Annotated in this window: 17 protein-coding genes; 13 read left to right on the top strand and 4 right to left on the bottom strand. The window is 44.5% G+C overall.

Annotated features, from left to right (window positions below; genetic code table 11):
* Positions 1-4: 4 nt before the first annotated feature.
* Complete coding sequence (locus BSZ32_RS17195; protein WP_105044557.1) at positions 5-568, bottom strand: phospholipase D-like domain-containing protein; 564 nt, start codon at positions 566-568, stop codon at positions 5-7.
* Between the two features lie 200 nt (positions 569-768).
* On the opposite strand from BSZ32_RS17195, the gene BSZ32_RS17190 reads away from it, so the two are divergent.
* Both BSZ32_RS17190 and BSZ32_RS17185 read left to right on the top strand, forming a co-directional pair.
* Complete coding sequence (locus BSZ32_RS17190; protein WP_129589816.1) at positions 769-1,131, top strand: hypothetical protein; 363 nt, start codon at positions 769-771, stop codon at positions 1,129-1,131.
* A 468-nt stretch (positions 1,132-1,599) separates the two neighbouring features.
* A complete protein-coding gene (locus BSZ32_RS17185; RefSeq protein WP_165788918.1) occupies positions 1,600-1,839 on the top strand; it encodes a hypothetical protein in 240 nt (79 codons plus the stop codon).
* A 1,336-nt stretch (positions 1,840-3,175) separates the two neighbouring features.
* Here the strand turns inward: BSZ32_RS17185 and BSZ32_RS17175 are convergent.
* Genes BSZ32_RS17175 through BSZ32_RS17165 form a run of 3 tightly spaced genes read right to left on the bottom strand, consistent with a single transcriptional unit; the run spans position 3,176 to position 6,624 of the window.
* Positions 3,176-3,904, bottom strand: coding sequence for an ABC transporter ATP-binding protein (locus tag BSZ32_RS17175; protein ID WP_105044553.1), 729 nt, complete (start codon positions 3,902-3,904; stop codon positions 3,176-3,178).
* 7 nt (positions 3,905-3,911) lie between these two features.
* Positions 3,912-5,582, bottom strand: a complete 1,671-nt coding sequence (locus tag BSZ32_RS17170) for an ABC transporter permease (RefSeq protein WP_129589814.1) — start codon at positions 5,580-5,582, stop codon at positions 3,912-3,914.
* A 34-nt stretch (positions 5,583-5,616) separates the two neighbouring features.
* A complete protein-coding gene (locus BSZ32_RS17165) occupies positions 5,617-6,624 on the bottom strand; it encodes an extracellular solute-binding protein (protein ID WP_105044551.1) in 1,008 nt (335 codons plus the stop codon).
* A gap of 498 nt (positions 6,625-7,122) precedes the next feature.
* Between BSZ32_RS17165 and BSZ32_RS17160 the strand changes: the two genes are divergently transcribed.
* The 11 genes from BSZ32_RS17160 (at position 7,123) to BSZ32_RS17110 (ending at position 19,772) form a co-directional block, all read left to right on the top strand.
* Positions 7,123-8,193 carry a type II secretion system protein gene (locus tag BSZ32_RS17160; RefSeq protein WP_105044550.1) on the top strand — a complete coding sequence of 357 codons (1,071 nt, stop codon included), beginning with the start codon at positions 7,123-7,125 and terminating at the stop codon, positions 8,191-8,193.
* Positions 8,194-8,290: 97 nt separating this feature from the next.
* Positions 8,291-9,061 (top strand): type II secretion system protein, encoded by a 771-nt coding sequence (locus tag BSZ32_RS17155; RefSeq protein ID WP_105044549.1) that lies wholly within the window; start codon positions 8,291-8,293, stop codon positions 9,059-9,061.
* Between the two features lie 167 nt (positions 9,062-9,228).
* A complete protein-coding gene (locus tag BSZ32_RS17150) occupies positions 9,229-10,398 on the top strand; it encodes a type II secretion system protein (RefSeq protein WP_105044548.1) in 1,170 nt (389 codons plus the stop codon).
* A gap of 8 nt (positions 10,399-10,406) precedes the next feature.
* Positions 10,407-11,945 carry a hypothetical protein gene (locus BSZ32_RS17145; protein WP_105044547.1) on the top strand — a complete coding sequence of 513 codons (1,539 nt, stop codon included), beginning with the start codon at positions 10,407-10,409 and terminating at the stop codon, positions 11,943-11,945.
* A complete protein-coding gene (locus BSZ32_RS17140; RefSeq protein WP_105044546.1) occupies positions 11,938-12,546 on the top strand; it encodes a hypothetical protein in 609 nt (202 codons plus the stop codon). The genes BSZ32_RS17145 and BSZ32_RS17140 overlap by 8 nt, the downstream gene beginning before the upstream one ends.
* Positions 12,533-13,609 (top strand): type IV pilus twitching motility protein PilT, encoded by a 1,077-nt coding sequence (locus BSZ32_RS17135; RefSeq protein WP_105044545.1) that lies wholly within the window; start codon positions 12,533-12,535, stop codon positions 13,607-13,609. The genes BSZ32_RS17140 and BSZ32_RS17135 overlap by 14 nt, the downstream gene beginning before the upstream one ends.
* 4 nt (positions 13,610-13,613) lie before the next feature.
* On the top strand, positions 13,614-14,801 hold the full coding sequence (locus tag BSZ32_RS17130) for a type II secretion system F family protein (protein ID WP_105044544.1): 1,188 nt from the start codon (positions 13,614-13,616) through the stop codon (positions 14,799-14,801).
* Positions 14,802-14,816: 15 nt separating this feature from the next.
* Positions 14,817-15,269 (top strand): hypothetical protein, encoded by a 453-nt coding sequence (locus tag BSZ32_RS17125; RefSeq protein ID WP_105044543.1) that lies wholly within the window; start codon positions 14,817-14,819, stop codon positions 15,267-15,269.
* A 77-nt stretch (positions 15,270-15,346) separates the two neighbouring features.
* On the top strand, positions 15,347-17,080 hold the full coding sequence (locus BSZ32_RS17120) for a type II secretion system protein GspD (protein ID WP_206018892.1): 1,734 nt from the start codon (positions 15,347-15,349) through the stop codon (positions 17,078-17,080).
* Positions 17,081-17,100: 20 nt separating this feature from the next.
* Positions 17,101-18,528, top strand: coding sequence for a GspE/PulE family protein (locus BSZ32_RS17115; RefSeq protein WP_105044541.1), 1,428 nt, complete (start codon positions 17,101-17,103; stop codon positions 18,526-18,528).
* 362 nt (positions 18,529-18,890) lie between these two features.
* On the top strand, positions 18,891-19,772 hold the full coding sequence (locus tag BSZ32_RS17110; protein WP_105044540.1) for a helix-turn-helix domain-containing protein: 882 nt from the start codon (positions 18,891-18,893) through the stop codon (positions 19,770-19,772).
* Positions 19,773-20,118 lie beyond the last annotated feature (346 nt).

Raw genomic sequence — 20,118 nt, 5'->3', positions numbered from 1 at the left:
CAGGTTAATAAGTAGTTGTAATGACACGCAGTTTTCCTCCTCGTGCCGTGAATCGGTCAAGAGATGGGTAGAGGAGGTTGATGCCAGCTGATTTTATAAATGAAACTAGTAGGTCAACTCGATCGGCGCTTTCAAGTTCTAACTCAAGTTCCTTACCTAGCTGTGGGCTTCCTGATGCACCTGTAAATAGGGAAGGAAAAGTAAGCGGAGTTGAAGGCCGTTCGATGTTACTTTCTCCGATTGAGTGGATTTCAGTCAGTAGATTGTCAGCTGTATTCTGATAGGTTAAATCTTGCAGAAAGCTGAGAGAATCATCATATTCACCAATAGTTTGGAGTATACGATTAGCTAAGAGGTAGATATTTTTCGAGTCCTTACCTTTACCTAGTGTTTTGAGGGCTCTTTGAATGTGCTCGCTCAGTGAGCGAGTAAGGAAATCACCAGCAAGGCTTGGATCGATTTCACTTATTCGAGCAATATGATTTTTAGCGTCGAGGTTATCAAGTCGGCGCTGTAACTCCGATGTTAGGAGGTTCTCATATATACCTTTAGGGAGCAGATCCGACATGATTTCAAGCTGCCAGGTCTCTAACTGGAATCAACCCAAAATGATACTTATAGTCCGTGGACGAATATTGGAGGCTACGGTAGATTTCTCAGATGGAAGAAGAGCGAATCAATCTTTATGTAACGAAGAGCCAGCTAGATTTGATATTGGAAAGTACATTATGCTCTAGTTATTCATGGAAGCGGACTCACGACGCTTTCATGAAGGGGGACGACGATGCGTCGGACGTGGAGGAATGCACGACAGAATGTGAGGCTGAATTTATGCAGGAGGGGTATGAGAAGCTCTGTGAAGAGCTTCGGGAGAGAGTCGAGGAAATTGGCGTGAATGAAATCGAAGTCGTGGCATCGGATTATGTCGGGAGGGCGAATCTGACACTCGAGATCATCAAGCTGACAAGAGGGGGAAGTGAGAGGATTGTCTGCGTCTATAACTGCAGAGGGCTGGATTACTATTTCTTCCCGAACCTATGGGAGATGATTCAGTTCTTCGACGAAGGCAAGGAGCCGGAGCACGTGTTCGCATCGGATCGGGAGCTGGATGGGTTTCTAAGATTTTGCTGAGGTTTCTCTAAGAGAAAAGCCCTAAAACTCTAGTAGATATTTGAAAGTCTCCGCCTAACCATTAGAATTTTAAGCGATAGTGACGCGGTTGTTATGGATTAGAATGATGGTGAGCCGTGGGAGATAAACCGAGCTGGGGCACGGTGTTGCTGAGGGGGGGGAGGTGTTTGGTTGGTGGCCTGCCACCTGAGTCGAGCCTCAGCCAACCACAGAGCGGTGTCGAGCCACGCGCAGTCCAGAGTGGAGAGTGGGCCCTGCGGGCGGTCATTGGTCAGTCTTCAGTCTTCAGTGTTCAGTTGGCAGTGTTCTGTTTTCAGAGCTGGGTTGATGAAACCTTGTGCGGAATTGATCTACTTTAGATGCAAGGTTCTGGACTACCATTCGAGATTAAAGAGGCTGGAAGCGCTCTTCTACGGCTCAAGCGCGTTGCGCTGCAGTTATTCATGGAAGCGGACTCACGACGCTTTCATGAAGGGGGACGACGATGCGTCGGACGTGGAGGAATGCACGACAGAATGTGAGGCGGAGTTTATGCAGGCGGGGTATGAGAAGCTCTGTGAAGAGCTTCGGGAGAGAGTCGAGGAAATTGGCGTGAAGGAGAGCCTGCGGGCGGTCATTGGTCACGAGTCAGTGGTCAATGGGCCAGCTAGATGGAACATTGAGACGTGTTCGGATCGGGAGTTGGATGGGTTTCTAAGATTTTGCTGAGTTTTTTCTAAGAGAAAACGCTAAAACTCTAGTAGATATTTGAAAAGTCTCCGCCTAACTGCTAGAATGTTAATCGATAGTGATCGTCGGTATATTGGCTAGAATGATGGGGGAGGAAGTGTTCAGTTGGCAGTGTTCAGTTTTCAGAGCTGGGTTGGTGAAACCTTGTGAAGAGACGATTTTTAACCGCGAAAGATGCGAAGTGGGAGATAAGCGGGGCTGGGGCTAGGCGTTCCCAGGGGGGGCAATTTTTGGTGGATGGCCTGCCACCTGAGTCGAGCCTCAGCCAACCACAGAGCGGTGTCGAGCCACGCGCAGTCCAGAGTGGAGAGTGGGCCCTGCGGGCGGTCATTGGTCAGTCTTCAGTCTTCAGAGCTGGGTTGATGAAACCTTGGGCGGAATTGATCTACTTTAGGTGCAAGGTTCTGGACTACCATTCGAGATTAAAGAGGCTGGAAGCGCTCTTCTACGGCTCAAGCGCGTTGCGCTGCAGTTATTCATGGAAGCGGACTCACGACGCTTTCATGAAGAGGGACGACGATGCGTCGGACGTAGAGGAATGCACGACAGGCTGTGAGGCGGAGTTTATGCAGGAGGGGTATGAGAAGTTCTGTGAAGAAGGAGAGCCCTGCGGGCGGTCATTGGTCACGAGTCATTGGTCAATGGGCCGACTAGATGAAGCTTGGAGGCGTGTTCGGATCTGGAGTTGGATGGGTTTCTAAGATTTTGCTGAGTTTTTTCTAAGAGAAAACGCTAAAACTCTAGTAGATATTTGAAAAATCACGGTCTAACTGGTAGAATGTTAAGCGATGGTGACGCGGGGTGTCATTGACTGAAATGATGGGGGAGGAAGTGTTCAGTGGGCAGTGTTCAGTTTTCAGAGCTGGGTTGGTGAAACCTTGTGAAGAGACGATTTTTAACCGCGAAAGATGCGAAGTGGGAGATAAGCGGGGCTGGGGCACGGTGTTGCTGAGGGGGGGAGGTGTTTGGTTGGTGGCCTGCCGCCTGAGTCGAGCCTCAGCCAACCACAGAGCGGTGTCGAGCCGCGCGCAGTCCAAAAAGCGGAGCCCTGCGGGCGGTCATTGGTCAAGGGTCATGAGTCAATGGGCTAGGACTGATGAAGCTATTTTTTACCGCGAATATCGCGGATAGTATGAATGAATGTGTGAGGGAGGGTGAAACCTGTTGCTCGCTGCCAGACTCAGCGCGCTAGCCGCAGTAAGTTTACTCTAGCTGCATTACACGCTAACATGTAGAATGTTAAGCTGTGTTGTTTTAAGTTTTATAACCGCAAGAAATTTTATATTTATGTGTGAGTCTCTCTTATCCTCACGGGTCACGATCTGTCCAGATGTCCATGACTCACTAACTCTGCGACATAGCTGTTAGTTGGGGAAAGTCGTAACTCCTTGGGAGTCCCTGACTGCACCACTTTGCCATGTTGGATGATAAATATTTCATCAGCTAGGCGCATAGCATCATCAATATCGTGTGTGACGATGAGAGCTGTGCTTTTTGTTTCCTTAATTAGGGTCTTAATTTGCTCACGCAGCTTTCTTTTTTGAATAGAGTCTAGGTTTGAGAAAGGTTCATCGAAGAGTATAATTGCTGGCCGAGGAGCTAGGGCTCGCGCGATAGCGACACGTTGCTGTTGGCCTCCAGATAGCTGATGAGGAAACCTTTTCGCTATATCCATTAAGTTCAATAGGTTGAGTAGAGAGTCGACACGCTGTTGTTTCTCGTTATTACTCGCTTTACGAAGACCAAAGGCGATATTCTGAGTAACAGTGAGGTGTGGGAAGAGAGCGTAGTCCTGAAACACTAGGCCTACGTTACGTCCCTTTGCTGAGATTGTAGCAGATTCTTTGCCGCAGATAATTACCTCACCATCATTTGGGGATTCCAGACCCGCAATGATCCTTATGATGGTTGTTTTACCACTGCCGCTCTCTCCCGCTAGAACACCGATCTTTCCGGTATCGAGCTTTAGGTTTACCCCACCTAAAATAGTTAGATGGCCAATTTTTTTTGAGACATTTTTAAGCTCTAGTGAGTGGTCGGTCATGGATAGATTATTTATTTCTTGAGATATATCGGACCGCGCATAAGCCCATGATCCCAGCTAGTATAAGGATAAGAGCTGGGATTGCTCCCGTGGTGTAGCGTTCCTCAACGGCAAAAAGGCTGTAGGTCTTAGTTGCTAGAGTCTCATGGTTTGAAGGATTAAGAATGAGGGTAAGAGGGAGCTCTTTTAGAATGTCGATGAACAACATAATGGCTCCAGCGCTGAGAGATAATTTTAGCAGGGGCAGATGCAGACGAAAAAATGTCGATAGAAATCCGTGGCCTAGACATTGTGAGGCTTCATCTAGGTTTCTATTAATCTGCTTAAGTCCTGCATCAATTGGAGGTAGTCCAACAGCTAGAAACCTGACTAGGTAGGCTAGCACAAGCCCGTATGAGCTGCCGTAGTATAGGTAATCTAAAAGGTTCCCGCCTGAAGTGTTGTTTTTAATAAATCCAATGACGGCTATTGTGCAAATACCTAAAATAGCACCCGGAATAGCGTATCCTAGTGTGGATACTTTTGAGAGCGTGACCATCGACCAATGAGGAATCTTTCGACAGGCGTATGCTAGGAAAACACTAGCAAAGAGAATGAGAACTGATGAATTAGCAGCAAGCCAAAGAGAGTTCGCTACAAGAGGCAGGAATCGGGAGATTGAATCTTTCTCTAGGCCATCAACAGCTAGGTTGATGAGTTGGCCGACTGGTAGAATAAAGGCCAAAAAAAGGATAGTTAGGCAACTTAGTGTAACTAGCGCAGACTTGAATTTAGGGATTTTTTTTAAAGTAGGAGACGACGATGTGTTTCGGCTAGCGTGGAATCGTTTGCCGCCGCTGAGCCACTGTTCTGCTATGAGTAAGACTAGGAGAATGAGCATGATGCAACCAGCTAAACGGATAGCTGCGTTCTTATCTTCTAGATTAGTCCAAGCATAGAATATCTCAGTAGTTAAAGTGTCTATACCGAGTATTTTCATCGCTCCAAATTCATTCAGTGTTTCCAGACTGACTAGCATTAGGCCTCCTATGATTGCTGGTCGGGCTAATGGAAGGGCTACTTTAAGAAAGGTCTGACTAGATGAGAGGCCTAGACTCTGAGAGCTTTCTAAATAACTAGTAGAGAGGTTTGAGAAGGCCGTCCTTGCAGCTAAATAGACGTAGGGGAAGAATGCAGCAGTAAGCACGAATGTGGCTAATGTGAAGTTCCATAACTCGTCAAAGGTGGACATGACATCTTGTCCCCAGTTAGTTCTTACCCATACAGCTAGTGAGTTTTTAGTATCGATAGTGAGTAGCTTGTAGCTGGCAGCTAAAATATATGAAGGGATAGTTAAAGGTAAGACTAAGCAGACTGACATAGATTTTCTGAGCGGGAAGTGCCACCTACTAACCACCCAGGCTAGAGCTATGCCCGCCATAGCACTGAGAGCAACTACGGAACATAGCAGGAGTAATGTGTTTTTTGTTTTTAGGTAAAGTCGTGAATGCTCGGGGATCTCTTCCTTGAGGTCCAACTCTTCAAGTATTCCACCCGGATCAACCTGTGACAGTTGTTGCCACGCTTCTGTGCTTGGTTTGCTGGACTCATAGAGAATGAATGTCAGTGGCAGGCAAACTAACAAGCAAAGAAGTAAGGCCCCCACCACCCAAGGCAGTGAGGGTGATACTCGTTTCAATATATTTATGAACGGCTTCAATAAAGCAGTGGTTTTATTCCCAGTTAGCTGCGTTGAATAGCTTCGCAGCAGTAGCGTTATGCTTGCCTAGTTCGCTTAGCTTGAGATTATCAGCCTTGAATTTTCCCCACGCAAGGATCAAAGGTGAGTCCGATTTCATAGAAAGAGGAAACTCTGAAGTTGTCTTAGGAAATGTAGATTGAGCCTCAACAGAGGTGAGAAACTCTAGCAGTTTGAGAGCGTTCGCTTTATTCGGTGAATACTTACAGATCCCAGCCCCGCTGATGTTGATATGCGTTCCTGTTGAGTCTTGGTTTGGGAAGCATACGGCTATTTTACTCGCAACCTCTTGGTCTTTGGTATTTTGAGAATTGGCAAGTAGTCCAATATAGTATGTGTTTACAATTGCTGCGTCAGCTAATCCTGCAGCTACGGCTCTCATTTGGTCACGGTCACTACCTTGTGGCTTACGAGCCATGTTCTTTCTCAACTTCAGAGCCCAGAGAAGAGCTTCTTTGGAACCTTTATTCGCAACCATTGAGGCTAGCAGTGATTGATTATAAATATTGGATGAAGATCGGGCGACCACACGGCCTTTCCATTCAGGCTTGGTGAGGTCTTCATAGCTTGTGATTGCACCAGCTTTGACCTTATCTTTATTATAAACGATTACTCGTGCTCTTACCGTAATTCCGAACCATTGGTTGTCTTCATCTCTTAGGTTAGCTGGGACATTTGTAAATAATGTAGAGGATTCTACCGATTGAAGTAGGCCTAGGTTCTTAGCTTTCACTAGGCGCGCTGCGTCTGAGGTTACTAATAGGTCAGACTTACAATCAGAACCTTCAGATTTTAGACGTTCAAAGAGAGCGTCAGCCTTGGATTTGACGATGTTAACTTTGATTCCTGTCTTTTGTGTGAACTTTTCGTATAGAGCTGAATCCGCTTCGTAGTGCCTATATGTATATAGAGTGACTTCATTCGCTAGAGCGCTCAAAGAGCTAATAGCGAGCAGACCAATGGAGATGATATTATTCTTCATGTTGGATTATTATTGAGTGAGTTGTGTTATTTTTTTACTTTAGATTGGAATGAAGTAGTTTCTACTAGGTGTTACCTATACATTCTTTAGTTAATTTGTAATTTGCTTTATATTAACAATATATGAGTTTTTATTAATTTGTTAGGTTTGATTTATTTGGGAATGTAGGCACTTAAATGTGATTGGATAGCGTTTTTTTGTGATCGGAAGTCAATATGTCAAAGAGGCGCTAAATGACGCAGTATATTACATTTAAGCGCTAAATTTCGACTAGATGCTAGCTTGTGGGGAAATCAAACATGTGGCAAAAGACTGCTGCCACAGGATAAGCGAATGAGTTTAAAGCTCGCTGAACTTTTCTAGGCAACCCCAAGCTTCGATTAATAGATGAACAAGCTAACAAGCTAGTTTCTGAAACGAAGCTGACGCTCCGGGTGCAACCAGAGCGTCAGCTGATTAATCGATAGTAATAGTACAAAAACTAAATAATCGAATTAAATGAAACAAAAATATATCGCAAGATACACAAAACGCAAGGGATTTTCCCTTCTTGAGCTACTCGTTGTAGTAGCAATCATGGCAATCATCGGTGGTGCAGTGATCACAGCCTACGACGGTCTGGTTTCTCAGTCGCAAAAAGCGACAGCAACTAACACAATTGGCTCGCTCACAAACTCAGTACGCCAGTTCAAAGTGGTAGAGGGTAATTACCCTAACAACTGGGAGTCACTCATGTCAGCGATTCCAGTTTCCACAGCTGCATATGATGCATCTACTGGAGACTCCGTGGTTACTGTTGGACAAGTTTACCAAACCACAGATGATGCGGGTGCGACTACTACATTGAATTCAACTGATGTTGGTTACGGTAACCCGGATAATTTGGTGCTAACTTCTGGAGTCGACGCTGCTAATGCGGTGGGTAATGCTGGTGTAGCTGGAATCCTAGCGTCAAAGCTTGCTGGTAAGTTTGACTTCGCTACTCCTTTGACTGCAGCTCAAGCTGAGAGTCTTGTGGAGGCTGGAATTACAAAGCTACGTTACACTCACGCTGATGCTGATGACGAGACAGCTAACACTCTCTCTGGCATCTTCACAGCTGGAAATGAAGCTGATCCCAATGTAGGACCTCTTTCAGAGATCTCCATTCCTCAGCACGCTTTCGAAGCTCCACGTGCCGGAACTGATCGCAACCGTGGTCGCGGATTTGTTCTACAGTTTGGTGCTGACTCTACAAGTGTCCCAGCTGCAATATGGGAAGCGGGTACCGGTGGTTACAACAATATTAAAGTGGGAGCAAATCCTGGTGCAGTGCTCGTTGGGCTCGGTATTGGTAATGCAAACACATTAGTTGATTCATCTGGTAATGCAGGTGATCAGTCAGCTGCAGTTGGTTCTATTAGCCTAGCTACAGCACCATTCTATGGTGATGTTGCGAAGAATTCTTACCAGCACTACATCGCGCTCTTCGATGTTTCGCAATCTCCTGCAGTATTCGTCGCAATCGTGGATTCACGTGGTGACTTCCTCGACGAGGAATTTGCTGAGTCTACAGGACAGAAGAAGTAATCACTATTGGTGATCTTCAGGTATTAACCAGAGGTGAGGTCCTAGTATTAGGGCCTCACCTTAGCCTTTATTTAACCCAATCAAACTTAGTAATTTCATGAATACCAATAACCGAAAGCGACACCCTAAGCATGGGTTCTCGTTGTTGGAGCTTTTGGTTACAGTTAGCATCCTGGCGCTGATCTCTGGCATTACGATAGTAGCTATAGACGGAATGGACTCAAGAGCGCATACGGCTGTGACGATCGACCGGCTCAATACATTGAAGGCGGCTATCTTGGAGTTTGAAAGAGACACTGGTTATTTACCTATACACGGGAAGCCATTCCAGCCTGAGCAACTAGACCTCTCGGGCATTCTTTACATCAATGATGAGAACAAATCAGAGGGAAATTCCTCAAGTGACTTGCTGCATGACTGGGCAGGATTAGAGAGTAACTTTTGGCAATTATTCTACCAACCTATAGGTAGTAACGATGTGGACGACCATGATGATGCGATCGATAAATATAGGTGGACCTGGAAGCCATCCATAAAATTGGGATGGAATGGTCCCTATCTCAAAAATGATTCTAGCCACAGCTACACAGATCAAGCCACTGGCCTGCGCAGGGTTTCAGCTATTCCAGATGCATATGATGGAAAAAATCATTCATGGTATCATGATCTTAGCCCATTCGATGCTGTAATTGAGCGTCCCAATGATAGAAATATCCCAAAGCTAGGGAGGCCGATACGATTTATTAAAGAGGATTCAGCAGACAACCGGTATGAGGTATACATGTTGGTGTTAGATGATTACGACTCAGAGAATCCTACGAATTCAGTCATTCCACCTGTGGTGGTTTCGAGGAAATTGAAGCTTTAGGGTTAAATAGATTATTCTTAAATACACTAGCTAAGTAGACGGATCTTAGAATAGCAATTTTCTGTGGCAGAGGGTGACGAGGAAGCTTTTTTTGCAAGCGCAAGTTCGGCCGTTTCCCATGTCCACCATTCTCGTTAAAGCGCTCAACTGTAAACCAACTCACAATCATGAAAAAAAATAATTCACCTAATACAATAGCTAAAGGATTTAGCTTACTTGAGTTGGTGATAGTATTGTCAATAATGACGATACTAGCAGGTACTTTGCTTGTATCGCTTGACGATAGCAGCGAGGAGGCGCGCTCGACACTTATTCAGCAGCAACACGCAGCTATTCGATCAGCTATCTTAGGCAGTCATTCGGTGAGTCCACGTGGAGTCGTCACATCCAGTGGATATATTTCTGACATTGGAGAACGTCCGAATACAGTATCTGCACTCTTGCTTAACCCTAATGCGAACGAGCCAGTACCAGCAGCATTTACGTACCCAGCACCAAGGTATCTTGCAATCAAAGGCCTGTGGAGAAAAGTGGGTGACGAGGTGGCCGATGAGGACTGGAGCTCATCCTTTAATGACCCAGAATCTCGTGCTGACATCTTGCTCAAGCATGGCTGGCGTGGCCCTTATCTAGATGGTGATTATGCGGAGGGTGAGAACGATGGTACTGCAATACTGTATGATGCATGGGGTAATGACTGGGATGCGAATTATGAAGACGGCACTAGTGTCGACTCGGTCACTGACGGGATTGAATTCTTTTCTTTCTCAAAGGATCAACAAGAGGACACAGAAGCGACGGGAAATGGCCCAGAATCCGAGGATATTGACCCATACTCTGTGGATTATCCAGCGCAGCCATCAAAGAGGGTCGTTGCAAAGACGAGTTTTGAGGTCGATCTAGCTGAAACCTCCTTACCATCATTAATTATAGAAAATAATACAGATGAAGAGCTTATATTGGGGCTTATTTACCCGGGTATCGATTTAAATGATGAAATGGGTGAGGTTGGGGCATACCACTCCAGTGTTATTAGAAACTCGTCTGATGATGCAATTATGGTACCAATGATGACCGAGGCTGCTCCTACTACTATCCTTAACTCATCTAGCGAGCTCACAGCCTACTTCAGAGGGCACCCCACAGCGTACCGCTACCAAGTAGTCCTCTACAAAATAGGAGCCAGCGACAGTGATAGCTTGGCCAAGAGGCTGTATGCGGTCTACCCCGATGTCTTTTTTTTCGCACCTAGGTACACACATTCACAGCCACTTGTCAGTAGTTCACCGGATTTCAATTGGCTAATTTCAAGTGAATCAGAGGGTTCTGGTAATTAGAACTAAGGATGAAGACAAAACTAAAACAAGACCTAAGTCTAGTGGCATTGGATACAAAGCCACTGCTGGTTATCGTGCAGCAAGAGAATTACTATTCGGCACTTATCGTGAAAAGTGGTGCGGTTGTGGCATTTATTCAGGTAGTTGATGATGTCTTTAGCCAGAGTATGGAGAAAATTCTCGAAGCTCTAAAGCAGCAAAAGAATCCAATTCCGAAGCGGTTGCTGGTGGTGAGCTCAGATGCTAGGGAAACCGTGCTAGCTGCTCCACTGGAAAATATAGAGGATAAACAGCAGCTGGAACGAGCGATTCAGTTCGCTGCCAGTGATGTGGTAGAAAGCCTGTTCGATAAACAAGACCCAGAGGTTTGCTGTGTTATAGAAGATCGCTTGACCGAGACTGATTTTACAGAGCTTATTAGTGTGCTCCCAGAATTGAGCCCCACGGGTAGCCTAAAGCAGACAGTTAAAGGCTTGGGGTTTTGGGATTCCTCTACACCAGTTAGCACGCATTTGGTGAAAAGTGTAGGGGATGTTAGTATCGCTATTAAGGAGATAGAACATGACCAAGTGCTGACCAGCTTCTTGCCGTTAGATTCGCTGGCAATGTGGGGAGATTTTCTTGAGAAAAATAAGCTCGTTTTACTGGGGATCGTCTCAGAACAAGTATTGGCTCGATCCGAATCGACTGGTAGTTGTGCCTATCTCGAGAGCCACAGTGCTTCTTTGTTGCACTGGAAATCTGGAAAGATAGAAAACTTCACTGAGTTTACCAGGCTGGGTATCGACCCACCATCCGGTTGGCTTTCTCAGGTATCGGGGATTGATGACGAGAGTGTCAGAGTTGTTGCCAGTGATGCCGATAAATATGTGCTCAATAAGCACAGTATTGATGTGAGTTCTGCCAGGTTTAGCGAGGAGTTTATTGCAGCGGGAGTCCTAGCAGCGCTTGATGGACTGCGCTTGGTTCCCGTTGATCGTGATTTCAATGTGCATCGGGTGTCATCGATTCCTGAAGTATGGTTCAAAAGCCGCAAGACATGGATAGTGTTAGCCAGTGTCTGTGCGCTATGTTCTGCAGCAGCAATGGTAGTTCCCAATTACATTAAAATCCAAGAGCAAACAATAGAACTAGAGGAGTTGGTCGCTAAAATTGATTATATTAACGCTGATTTAGCTAAGATCGATGGAGAGAAAGAGATGATAGAGAAGGTCAATAAAGAGATAAAAAAGTATAAGGTGACCACCAGTTCCAAGGGTGGCAACACCGTGCCATTTCCATTTCTTGCTGATCATAAAGCATTCTTAGATACGGTATCAAAAAGTGTCGGAGCGTCAGGGAGTAGCATCGAATTGAAAGCGTTCTCTTCTGACTGGAATGGCAAACTAATGCTCAATGGTAAGGCTAATAATCTGATGGAAGCTAGGGGTTTTACAGACGAATTTGCCAAGCTGTTAGCCGAGCGTGATCTACCAGAGCACATTGCCGAGGTGGAAGAAGATGCTAAAGAAGAAACTTACACCTTTATAATCAAACCCAATGGATAAAGCTAAAAGTAAGGGACTATCAATAGTTTTTTTTGCAGTTCTCATCGTATGTGTCGGAGCTGGGACGCTGTGTGGTTGGTTGTTGAGCAAGCAGCTTACTGAAGAAAAATTAGATGATATAACAGAACAGATCGACGACCAAGGTGAAGAGCTAGAGTTTGCGAATAACTATATGTCGAGGCAGCCTAAGTCTGGCTCTTTAGCTGCTGCCAAAGCTAGGCTAAAGAAGCTGGAAAATGAGGAGAAACTTCCTAAGGGTAATATCGCGGATGAGACAGAGCAAATAGCGCTGGATGACATGGAGTCCCAAGACTTTACCGAGATGGAGCAAAGTGTCTCAATGCTTGCTCTGTTTATGGAAGAGAATGGACTGCATGTCAGTTCCCTCAAGCGAGTGAAATCAAGGAGAAAGGGGCTCCAATTTATGGAGGTCGAGGCTCAAGGGCTTTATTCATCAATCTTAGGAGCGATCAAAGCGTGCATGGTAATTGAGGGGCTGATTGTCAAAGAGCTATTCATTAAGCAAGTGGATGATGACGGTGAGTTGACCTTGAAGCTCACTTACACATTTAACAAATCCCAAGACGATGCAGCTGAGTAGCCTACTAACAGAATTATTGGAAATCTGTATTGCAGACGGATTTTCCGATGTGCATTTAACCACAGGCATCCAGCCATTAGGCAGGCTTCATGGAAAGCTGCAGCCTTTGTCAGATAAATTATGGGGCCAGCATGACTTAGATAATATTGTGACAGACTGCCTCACCGAAGATGAAATAAGCGAAATGAAAGTGCGGTTTAGTGTCGATTCTTCGGCGTCACTCAGGCGTCATCGATTTCGTTTCAACATTTATAAAGAACGAAATGGCTACGCAGTAGCTATCCGTAGGTTAGAATCGCTGAACCGGACTATAGATGAACTCGGCTTGCCTGAGCATGTCTATGAGTTGACGAAATTTCATTCGGGATTGATACTTTTTACTGGGCCGACTGGCAGTGGTAAAAGCACCTCAATGGCAGCCTTGATCGATGAGATTAACCGGATGAAGGCCTACCATATCATTACCGTAGAAGATCCTATTGAATACTTGCATGAGAATAAAAAGTCATTGATTCACCAGCGTGAACTAGGTGTTGATGTGGTGGACTTTTCCTCATCCCTGCGCGAGGCATTACGCGAAGACCCCGATGTGATTCTGGTCGGTGAGATGCGGGATTTGGCAACAATGCGTGCTGCAGTAACTGCAGCTGAAACTGGCCACTTGGTGATCTCTACGCTGCACTGTGCTGATACAGTAGGTGCACTGGACAGAATTTTAGGAATGTACCCAGCTGACGAGCAGGATTCACTGCGACGCCAGCTAAGTATGGTGCTCAAAGCAGTGGTGACACAGACCCTGCTGCCAACTTTGGATGAGGATGGGCGCTGCGTGATTATTGAAATGTTAGTCAATTCAGCCCCCGTCAGAAATCTTATTCGCAATGGCCAGTTTAGGCAAATTTATTCCCTTCTAGAGATTGGTTCTGAGCCGGGAATGATAAGCATGGATAGCCATCTAGCTGGCAGAGTCCACGCGCGCAAGATCTCGTTAGAGGTGGCTTTGCCTTATGTCCGAAATCCCCAGTTGTTTAGGGATAAAATGAAATATTTAGCAGGTAAGTAGACTAATGCCAATTTATAGTTACAAGGCAGTCTCGTCAATAGGAGAGCAACAACAGGGCAGCATCGAAGCATTTAGCGACCAAGATGTTGCAAAAATGCTTCGAGAGAAGTCACTGGCAGTCGTTTCTATTGAGGAGGTGGTCGAGAGCGCCGAAGGTCTATTTTCATGGTGGATGGTCACTGCCGCTGACCGCACGATGCTACTAAGGCAGTTAGCAATGATGACCCGTGCTGGAATTACTATTTCTTCGGCGCTAGCAGAGGTGGCGAGCAGCGTCTATAAAACAAAAGTAAAGTTATCTGTAGAGGATGTGCGCAATAATCTGCAGTCGGGTGAATCACTAACAGGTTCTATGGCCAAGCACCCAAAAATATTTCCTCCGCTAGTCTGTGGTGTAATTGAAGCAGCTGAGCAGACTGGTGAACTAGCACCGGCATTTGAGCGGCTGGCCAATATCTTAGGCTTTCGTAATGAAGTAAGGAAACAGCTAATCTCAAGCTTTTTATACCCGGGTATAGTGCTGATTATTTCGATTTTGGTTACCTACGCATTGTTCTTCAAATTCATTCCCAAACTAGCTAAATTTCTACAAAACTTAGGCAAGCCATTGCCAACCTTCACCCGCAATGTTTTTGAAGTAGCCGACACACTAAAAGAGAATCTGATACTCATTGTAGTAGTTTTTGTGAGCTTGGTGACATTATTTATAATTGTTTACAGAATGCACAAAGGGAGGCGATTGCTGGAGTCTATGCTATTGCGTCTGCCAGTATTTGGAAAGATAGTGACATATGCAGAGGTCTCTATGTTCAGTAGTACTCTGCGAGCAATGATGGATAGTGGCAATAGCCTGATATCTTCTCTGCCGCTTTTAAAGAAATCTATGATTACGGCGGTTTATTCAGATTGGATAGATAACAGCCACGATAAATTAATACAGGGTAAGTCGCTTCAGCAATGTATGGATAAGCGCCTGATTCCAAGTACAGCGAGGTCCATTATAAAAACTGGTGAATTATCTGGGTCGTTACCGACTGCTTTTGGCGAGTTAGAGAGCCATTATTCTTCCGTATTACAGCATAAAATAAACCTTCTCGTAGCACTGCTCAATCCCGTTCTGATCATTTTCGTCGGGTCGATTGTAGCTGTTGTGTATATAGCCATTATTTTGGCTATTGTTTCAGTAAATTGATTGTAAAAAATAATCATGAAATCAAAAATAATTAAACTTTTAACGATGGTGGTGTCACTGGCGGGTTCGGCGAACGCGCAGCAAGTAAGAACTGAAGAGAACGTGCCACCGGCACCAATAGCAGCTGATGATGAAATAGTGGATACAGATCCAGAGGAAGATAGTGAGGGTGAACCAAGAAACCCGTTTGTTGCAGCATCTGGTGTGACAAATAAAAGCTACAAACTAGTGCGTGATTCTCTCAATGTGACTAAAATACTGGGTATTATCCATACTTCAGAGGGGGGTAAAATGGCAGTGTTGAAAATTGGTGGTCAACTGAACCCGTTATTTGTCAGAGTCGGGTCCACCTTTAGCGTGAAAGCGGGAGGAAGCAGAGAATGGCGAGACGTCGAGGTCACGGAGATCACACGATTTGAGGTTATTGTGACGCCGAAGGGGGTAGATGGGAAAATTATTATTAGATAGGTAAATAGATGAAAAGTATAATTAAAACCACAGCGGCCGCGCTGTTATTTTCGAGTGTGCATGTCCGCGCTGAAGTTGTGGACTACATTTCTGTCAATGATATGAGTGTGGCAGCAGTCTGTAGGATGCTTACCCATGTCACCGAATATAATGTGACTGCTACAGCAAATGCACAGAAAGTAGAGTGCTCGTTCCTATTTATGAAGGGCGGTCTCGAGCAAGCGCTGAATACTATGTGCGTGTCATCTGGCCTAGTCTATCGAAAGGATCCAATCTACGAAGGGTTTCAGATTTTGACCTTGGAGGAATTTCGGGAAAATACAGTTTTTTCTGCCAGCGAGAGCTTAGAAGTTTTCAAAGTAGAACCAGCGAATCTAGAGTTAATAGCTAAGACGATTGAATCACTTTTCCCCGGCGAAGCAATCTTTAGTGACCCCGAAGGGGTGCTAGACTTTAGCAGCACATCTGGCAGTGGTCAGGGACAAGATAGTGATAATAATAATAATAATGATAATAATGATAATAATAGAACGGTCACTGGTTCTTCGAGTTCCCAGAATAGCAGTGGGGTAGCTGGTGAGTCAGACGGTACTCAGCTATCCATGTTGGAAACTCAGACAATTGAACAGACCGAACAACAGCTAGGAACCTCTATCTATATCACGGTTAGCTTGGAGCATAGCCAGTTGATAATCCGAACTGCGAATGTTTCAGCATTGTCCAAAATTAAAGATCTAATCTCACAGATGAACCTTCCACTTAGGCAAGTTCTGCTCGAAATGAAAATCCTCGAACTCAATGTTGGTGACGGAGAAAATGTCGGCGTTGACTGGAATGTGGTACAGGGTGACGAAATGTTTAGTCCAGCCGATAGGGATGGACAGGGAGTTCCGCAATCCTATGAATACTCAGGTGTAGAACACGGTTTTGGACTAGGTAATTTTGCAACAGAGGCTGCCTCTACATTTGCTTATACTTATTTAAGTAGGGATATTCAAGCGCGTGTGCAGGCTCTGGCGACAAATAATGATGTAGAAGTAGTTGCTACTCCTATGCTGATGGCAGTGAGTAACCGCGAAGCAACATTCGTTGCAGCTGAAGAGAGAGTCATCACAACTGGAGCATCGCAAAATACGACGATCTCTGGTGATAACGGTACAGTAAATGATCAAATAATCACCGAAACTGAGGTGCGTGACATCGGCACGACTCTTAAAATTATTCCACGTGTGAATAATGATGGTACTGTTGCATTGTTTGTAAACCAGGAAAATTCTACGGTGAAAATTGGTAACAATAGTATACCAATTGGCGGGTCATTAATTCCTGTCGATTCTGTAGAAAAGTCTAATATTGAAGTGAGTGTGGTTGCTAGAAATGGCAAAACTATAGCCATTGGAGGTTTAATCCGTACTGAGAATTCCTATTCCGTAGATAAAGTTCCTGTGATAGGCGATATACCACTTCTAGGAAGATTATTTAGAAGGGATAAAACTACTTCACGAAAGACCGAATTAATCATTCTTATAACACCGCATATTATCAATGGGGGCGACACTAGACCCACGGATGAAATTCTTTCAGATTCTAAGCATCGCTATACTACTGGTGGTATAGAGGTTATAGATAAGCAAAATAAAGGCTTAGATTTCTATCAGAATCGTACTGATGATTCCTTATTCCCTAGGTTACCTAATAAAAATAAGTCAGGAGAAAAAATATCCTCAGAGACACTTAAAACTAACAATTCTCGTCACTCAAAGAAAGATAAGCCTCCAGTAGAAAATCGCCCATTCCGTATTAGACGTTAGTAATCCGCAATATTCTATAGATGAATTTTGATTTCAGTCAGGTAGCAATCGATACAGCATTGGCTTTGAAAGTGCCGATGACAATAGCCAAAAGAAATTGCGCAATTGTTTTTGCCCATGTCAAAGGAGTTATCCATATAGCTGCCTCAGAGGATACGGCTGGAGAGGTGAAATATTCTCTCCTCAGATACCTGCCAGAGCATGACTCAATTTCGGTTGAGATCGTGGAAACTGAGACTATCAAAAATAGTCTAAATAAGGTCTATGGGAAAAGAGTGAATAGAGATGGAGGCCTAACTGAGGAATCTACAGCTGTGCGTATGGTGAGAGAGCTACTCAGTTCTGCAATCATCAATAAAGCTTCTGACATTCATCTAGAGCCGTCTGATACGTCTTCTAGGTGCCGGATGAGAGTCGACGGAGCTATGCAAAGTCACTCGCAATACGATTCAGCTGACCACCATCAGATGGTGTCTCGTATTAAGGTGCTAGCCGACCTGAATATCAGTGAAAGAAGGTTACCACAGGATGGGAAATTTTCATTTTATTCAGAGCTACAATCAAGGTCGATTGATATTCGTGTGGCAAGCATACCAACTAAGCACGGAGAGAAAATAACGCTACGATTGATCGGAGCTATGGAGCTCCCAGATAAGCTAGAATCATTGGGATTTGATGAAAAATCAGTCAAATCCATTCATGAAAACCTAAAAATTGCGCAAGGATTAGTTTTAGTGACTGGGCCAACAGGAAGCGGTAAATCTACGACTCTGTATTCATTTCTGAAGCACTTGCGCAAAAGCGAGGACCTCTCGCTCATTTCTTTGGAGGATCCAGTAGAATATGAAATGGCAGGAGTCACACAGGTCGGTATTGACCACCAGCGAACATCTTTCTCTCGCGCCCTTAGGTCGGCCTTAAGGCATGATCCAGATGTTATTTTAGTGGGTGAAATCCGTGATGCTGAAACAGCTTCTATTGCTGTAAGAGCAGCTCTAACTGGTCACTTAGTACTCAGCACTTTACACACAAACTCAGCAGTAACAGTACCTCAGCGTCTGGTCGATATGGGCGTTCCCGCGTATTTGGTAGCATCAACGCTCAACCTTGTCATATCTCAGAGATTAGTAAAAAAGCTATGTAAACATTGCCAAAAGGAAACTGATGCAACTAGTTACGGTCGTTCATACAGGACGGATGGGTGTAAGTACTGCATGGGTTCTGGCTATGCTGGAAGAGCAGCGGTCTATGAAATAATGGAGATAGACAATACGATCCGTCGCATGGTTGTATCTGGCCAAAGCGAAATAGACTTACACAGGTATCTGCAAAAAAATAAGGTTCGTAGCCTTTGGCAAGAAGGCAAAAAAAAGGTCAATGAGGGTGTAATAGACGCTGTGATTGCTGAACGGGTTATCGGTCGAGTTGATGGCCTGACTCAACTATAGAGTTATAGTTAATTTAATGCTCAATTTTTAGGAGTTTTAGGCGTATAACAAGTTAAAATAAAATGTTATATGGTTTTATGTTGTTGAGTTTTTCGCTATGATTTGTATTCCCAAATGTATACATTGCAAAGCCTCTGCATTACATTTATACGCACATAACACATCAAGGTGAAGAGGAGACTTCGTAACGGAGAGTCTCAAGCGAATAGAGTATATTAACTCCAATAAAGAAAAATTATGGTCCTCGCTATCGCTGAAATGTCACCAATTAGCTCTTAAATGTCCGATCCATATATAATAGCCTATTTGGCATTGCCAGCGCTATGTCTGCATCCTAGCGTCGCCGCCAAGTAGGAGCGCTAATGGCAGAGACAAAGGGGATCAATTTATACGGGGACTACAAGAAGAGTGGAGTCTCCCTGCGCCGTGTCCAATCTAGTGGAGTCGGGGACATTGTGACCGTATTGGAGTCTGGAGCTCTGCATCTGTTTCTTAACCTGTCAGGAGAGTCATTTATTTTTGGTGACGCCTGTCGACTATCTTTAGCAGCGAAAACTCTAAGTTGCTGCATGATCAGGGATAAGGCAAACTTCACAGCAACCAATTTACCAGGTTCTGATATTCACGAACTTATTGTTCTATGTGTAACTCCAGAGTGGGTGACTCAACATTTCGGCAGCAAGAGGCAATCGCTACACGAAACTTTAGTAGATCTACTCACTACAAAAGGTTCCAATAGTCTGTTACTTTATAAAGTGAGGTCGATGAGCTATTTGGAATACGAAATAAGCGCTAGTCTGCTAGATCCTCCAGTTCATAAAGATGCTAAGTCTTTTTGGTATTTGGCTAAAATTATAGAATTATTAACTCTTCATCTGTTCAAACCACCAAGTTTGGGGCCTAAGGAGATGTTCTGTTCTAGTCAAAGAAGGATAGCGCAGCAGCGTGTCGATAAGACATTAATTTGGCTGAAAGAAAATTTTACTAAGCCTCTAGATCTAAATCTGATGGCACAGTATGCAAATTGCTCATCTTCATACCTCAGTCGCCTCTTTTCTGAACAAACAGGAACTACAATTAGTCGAAAGCTAAGAGAACTAAGAGTTCAAAAAGCCAAAGAGTTGCTCGAAAGTGGGGACTATAACGTTACCGAAGTAGCTCTAGAGGTCGGCTACAATAGTCTAAGTCACTTCACGAAAGCCTTTAAGTTAGAAACTGGAACACTACCTTCAGAGCTCTTGTGAGATCTAAGAGCCCAATTTTGTAGGTAGCACCAAAAGAGTGAAGGTTCCCAATCGCTCAAATTGAGTGAGGCGGCTCCTCTGTTGCGAAATTTTTAATTCTTAATTGGATTGCCGTGACCATTGGTTCTGTGTTGGTGACTCAAAATCGAGTACATTGCTGGGTACAGTTTGGTGAACTTGAGTGCTTGTCTACTAGGGCTCTGCGGCAGAGCCAATCGGGAATATTCTGATGATACCAAGTGTCATTATGGTAATTTTTCGTGTGATTTATGAAATCATCTAATTTAGCGAAGTGGGAATCGCAAAATATTCTTGAAAGATTGATGCTTAAGTAGAGACTCCGCAC

It is taken from the genome of Rubritalea profundi, assembly GCF_002954445.1.
Lineage (GTDB): Bacteria > Verrucomicrobiota > Verrucomicrobiia > Verrucomicrobiales > Akkermansiaceae > Rubritalea > Rubritalea profundi.
This window is presented reverse-complemented; position numbering and strand designations above follow the sequence as displayed.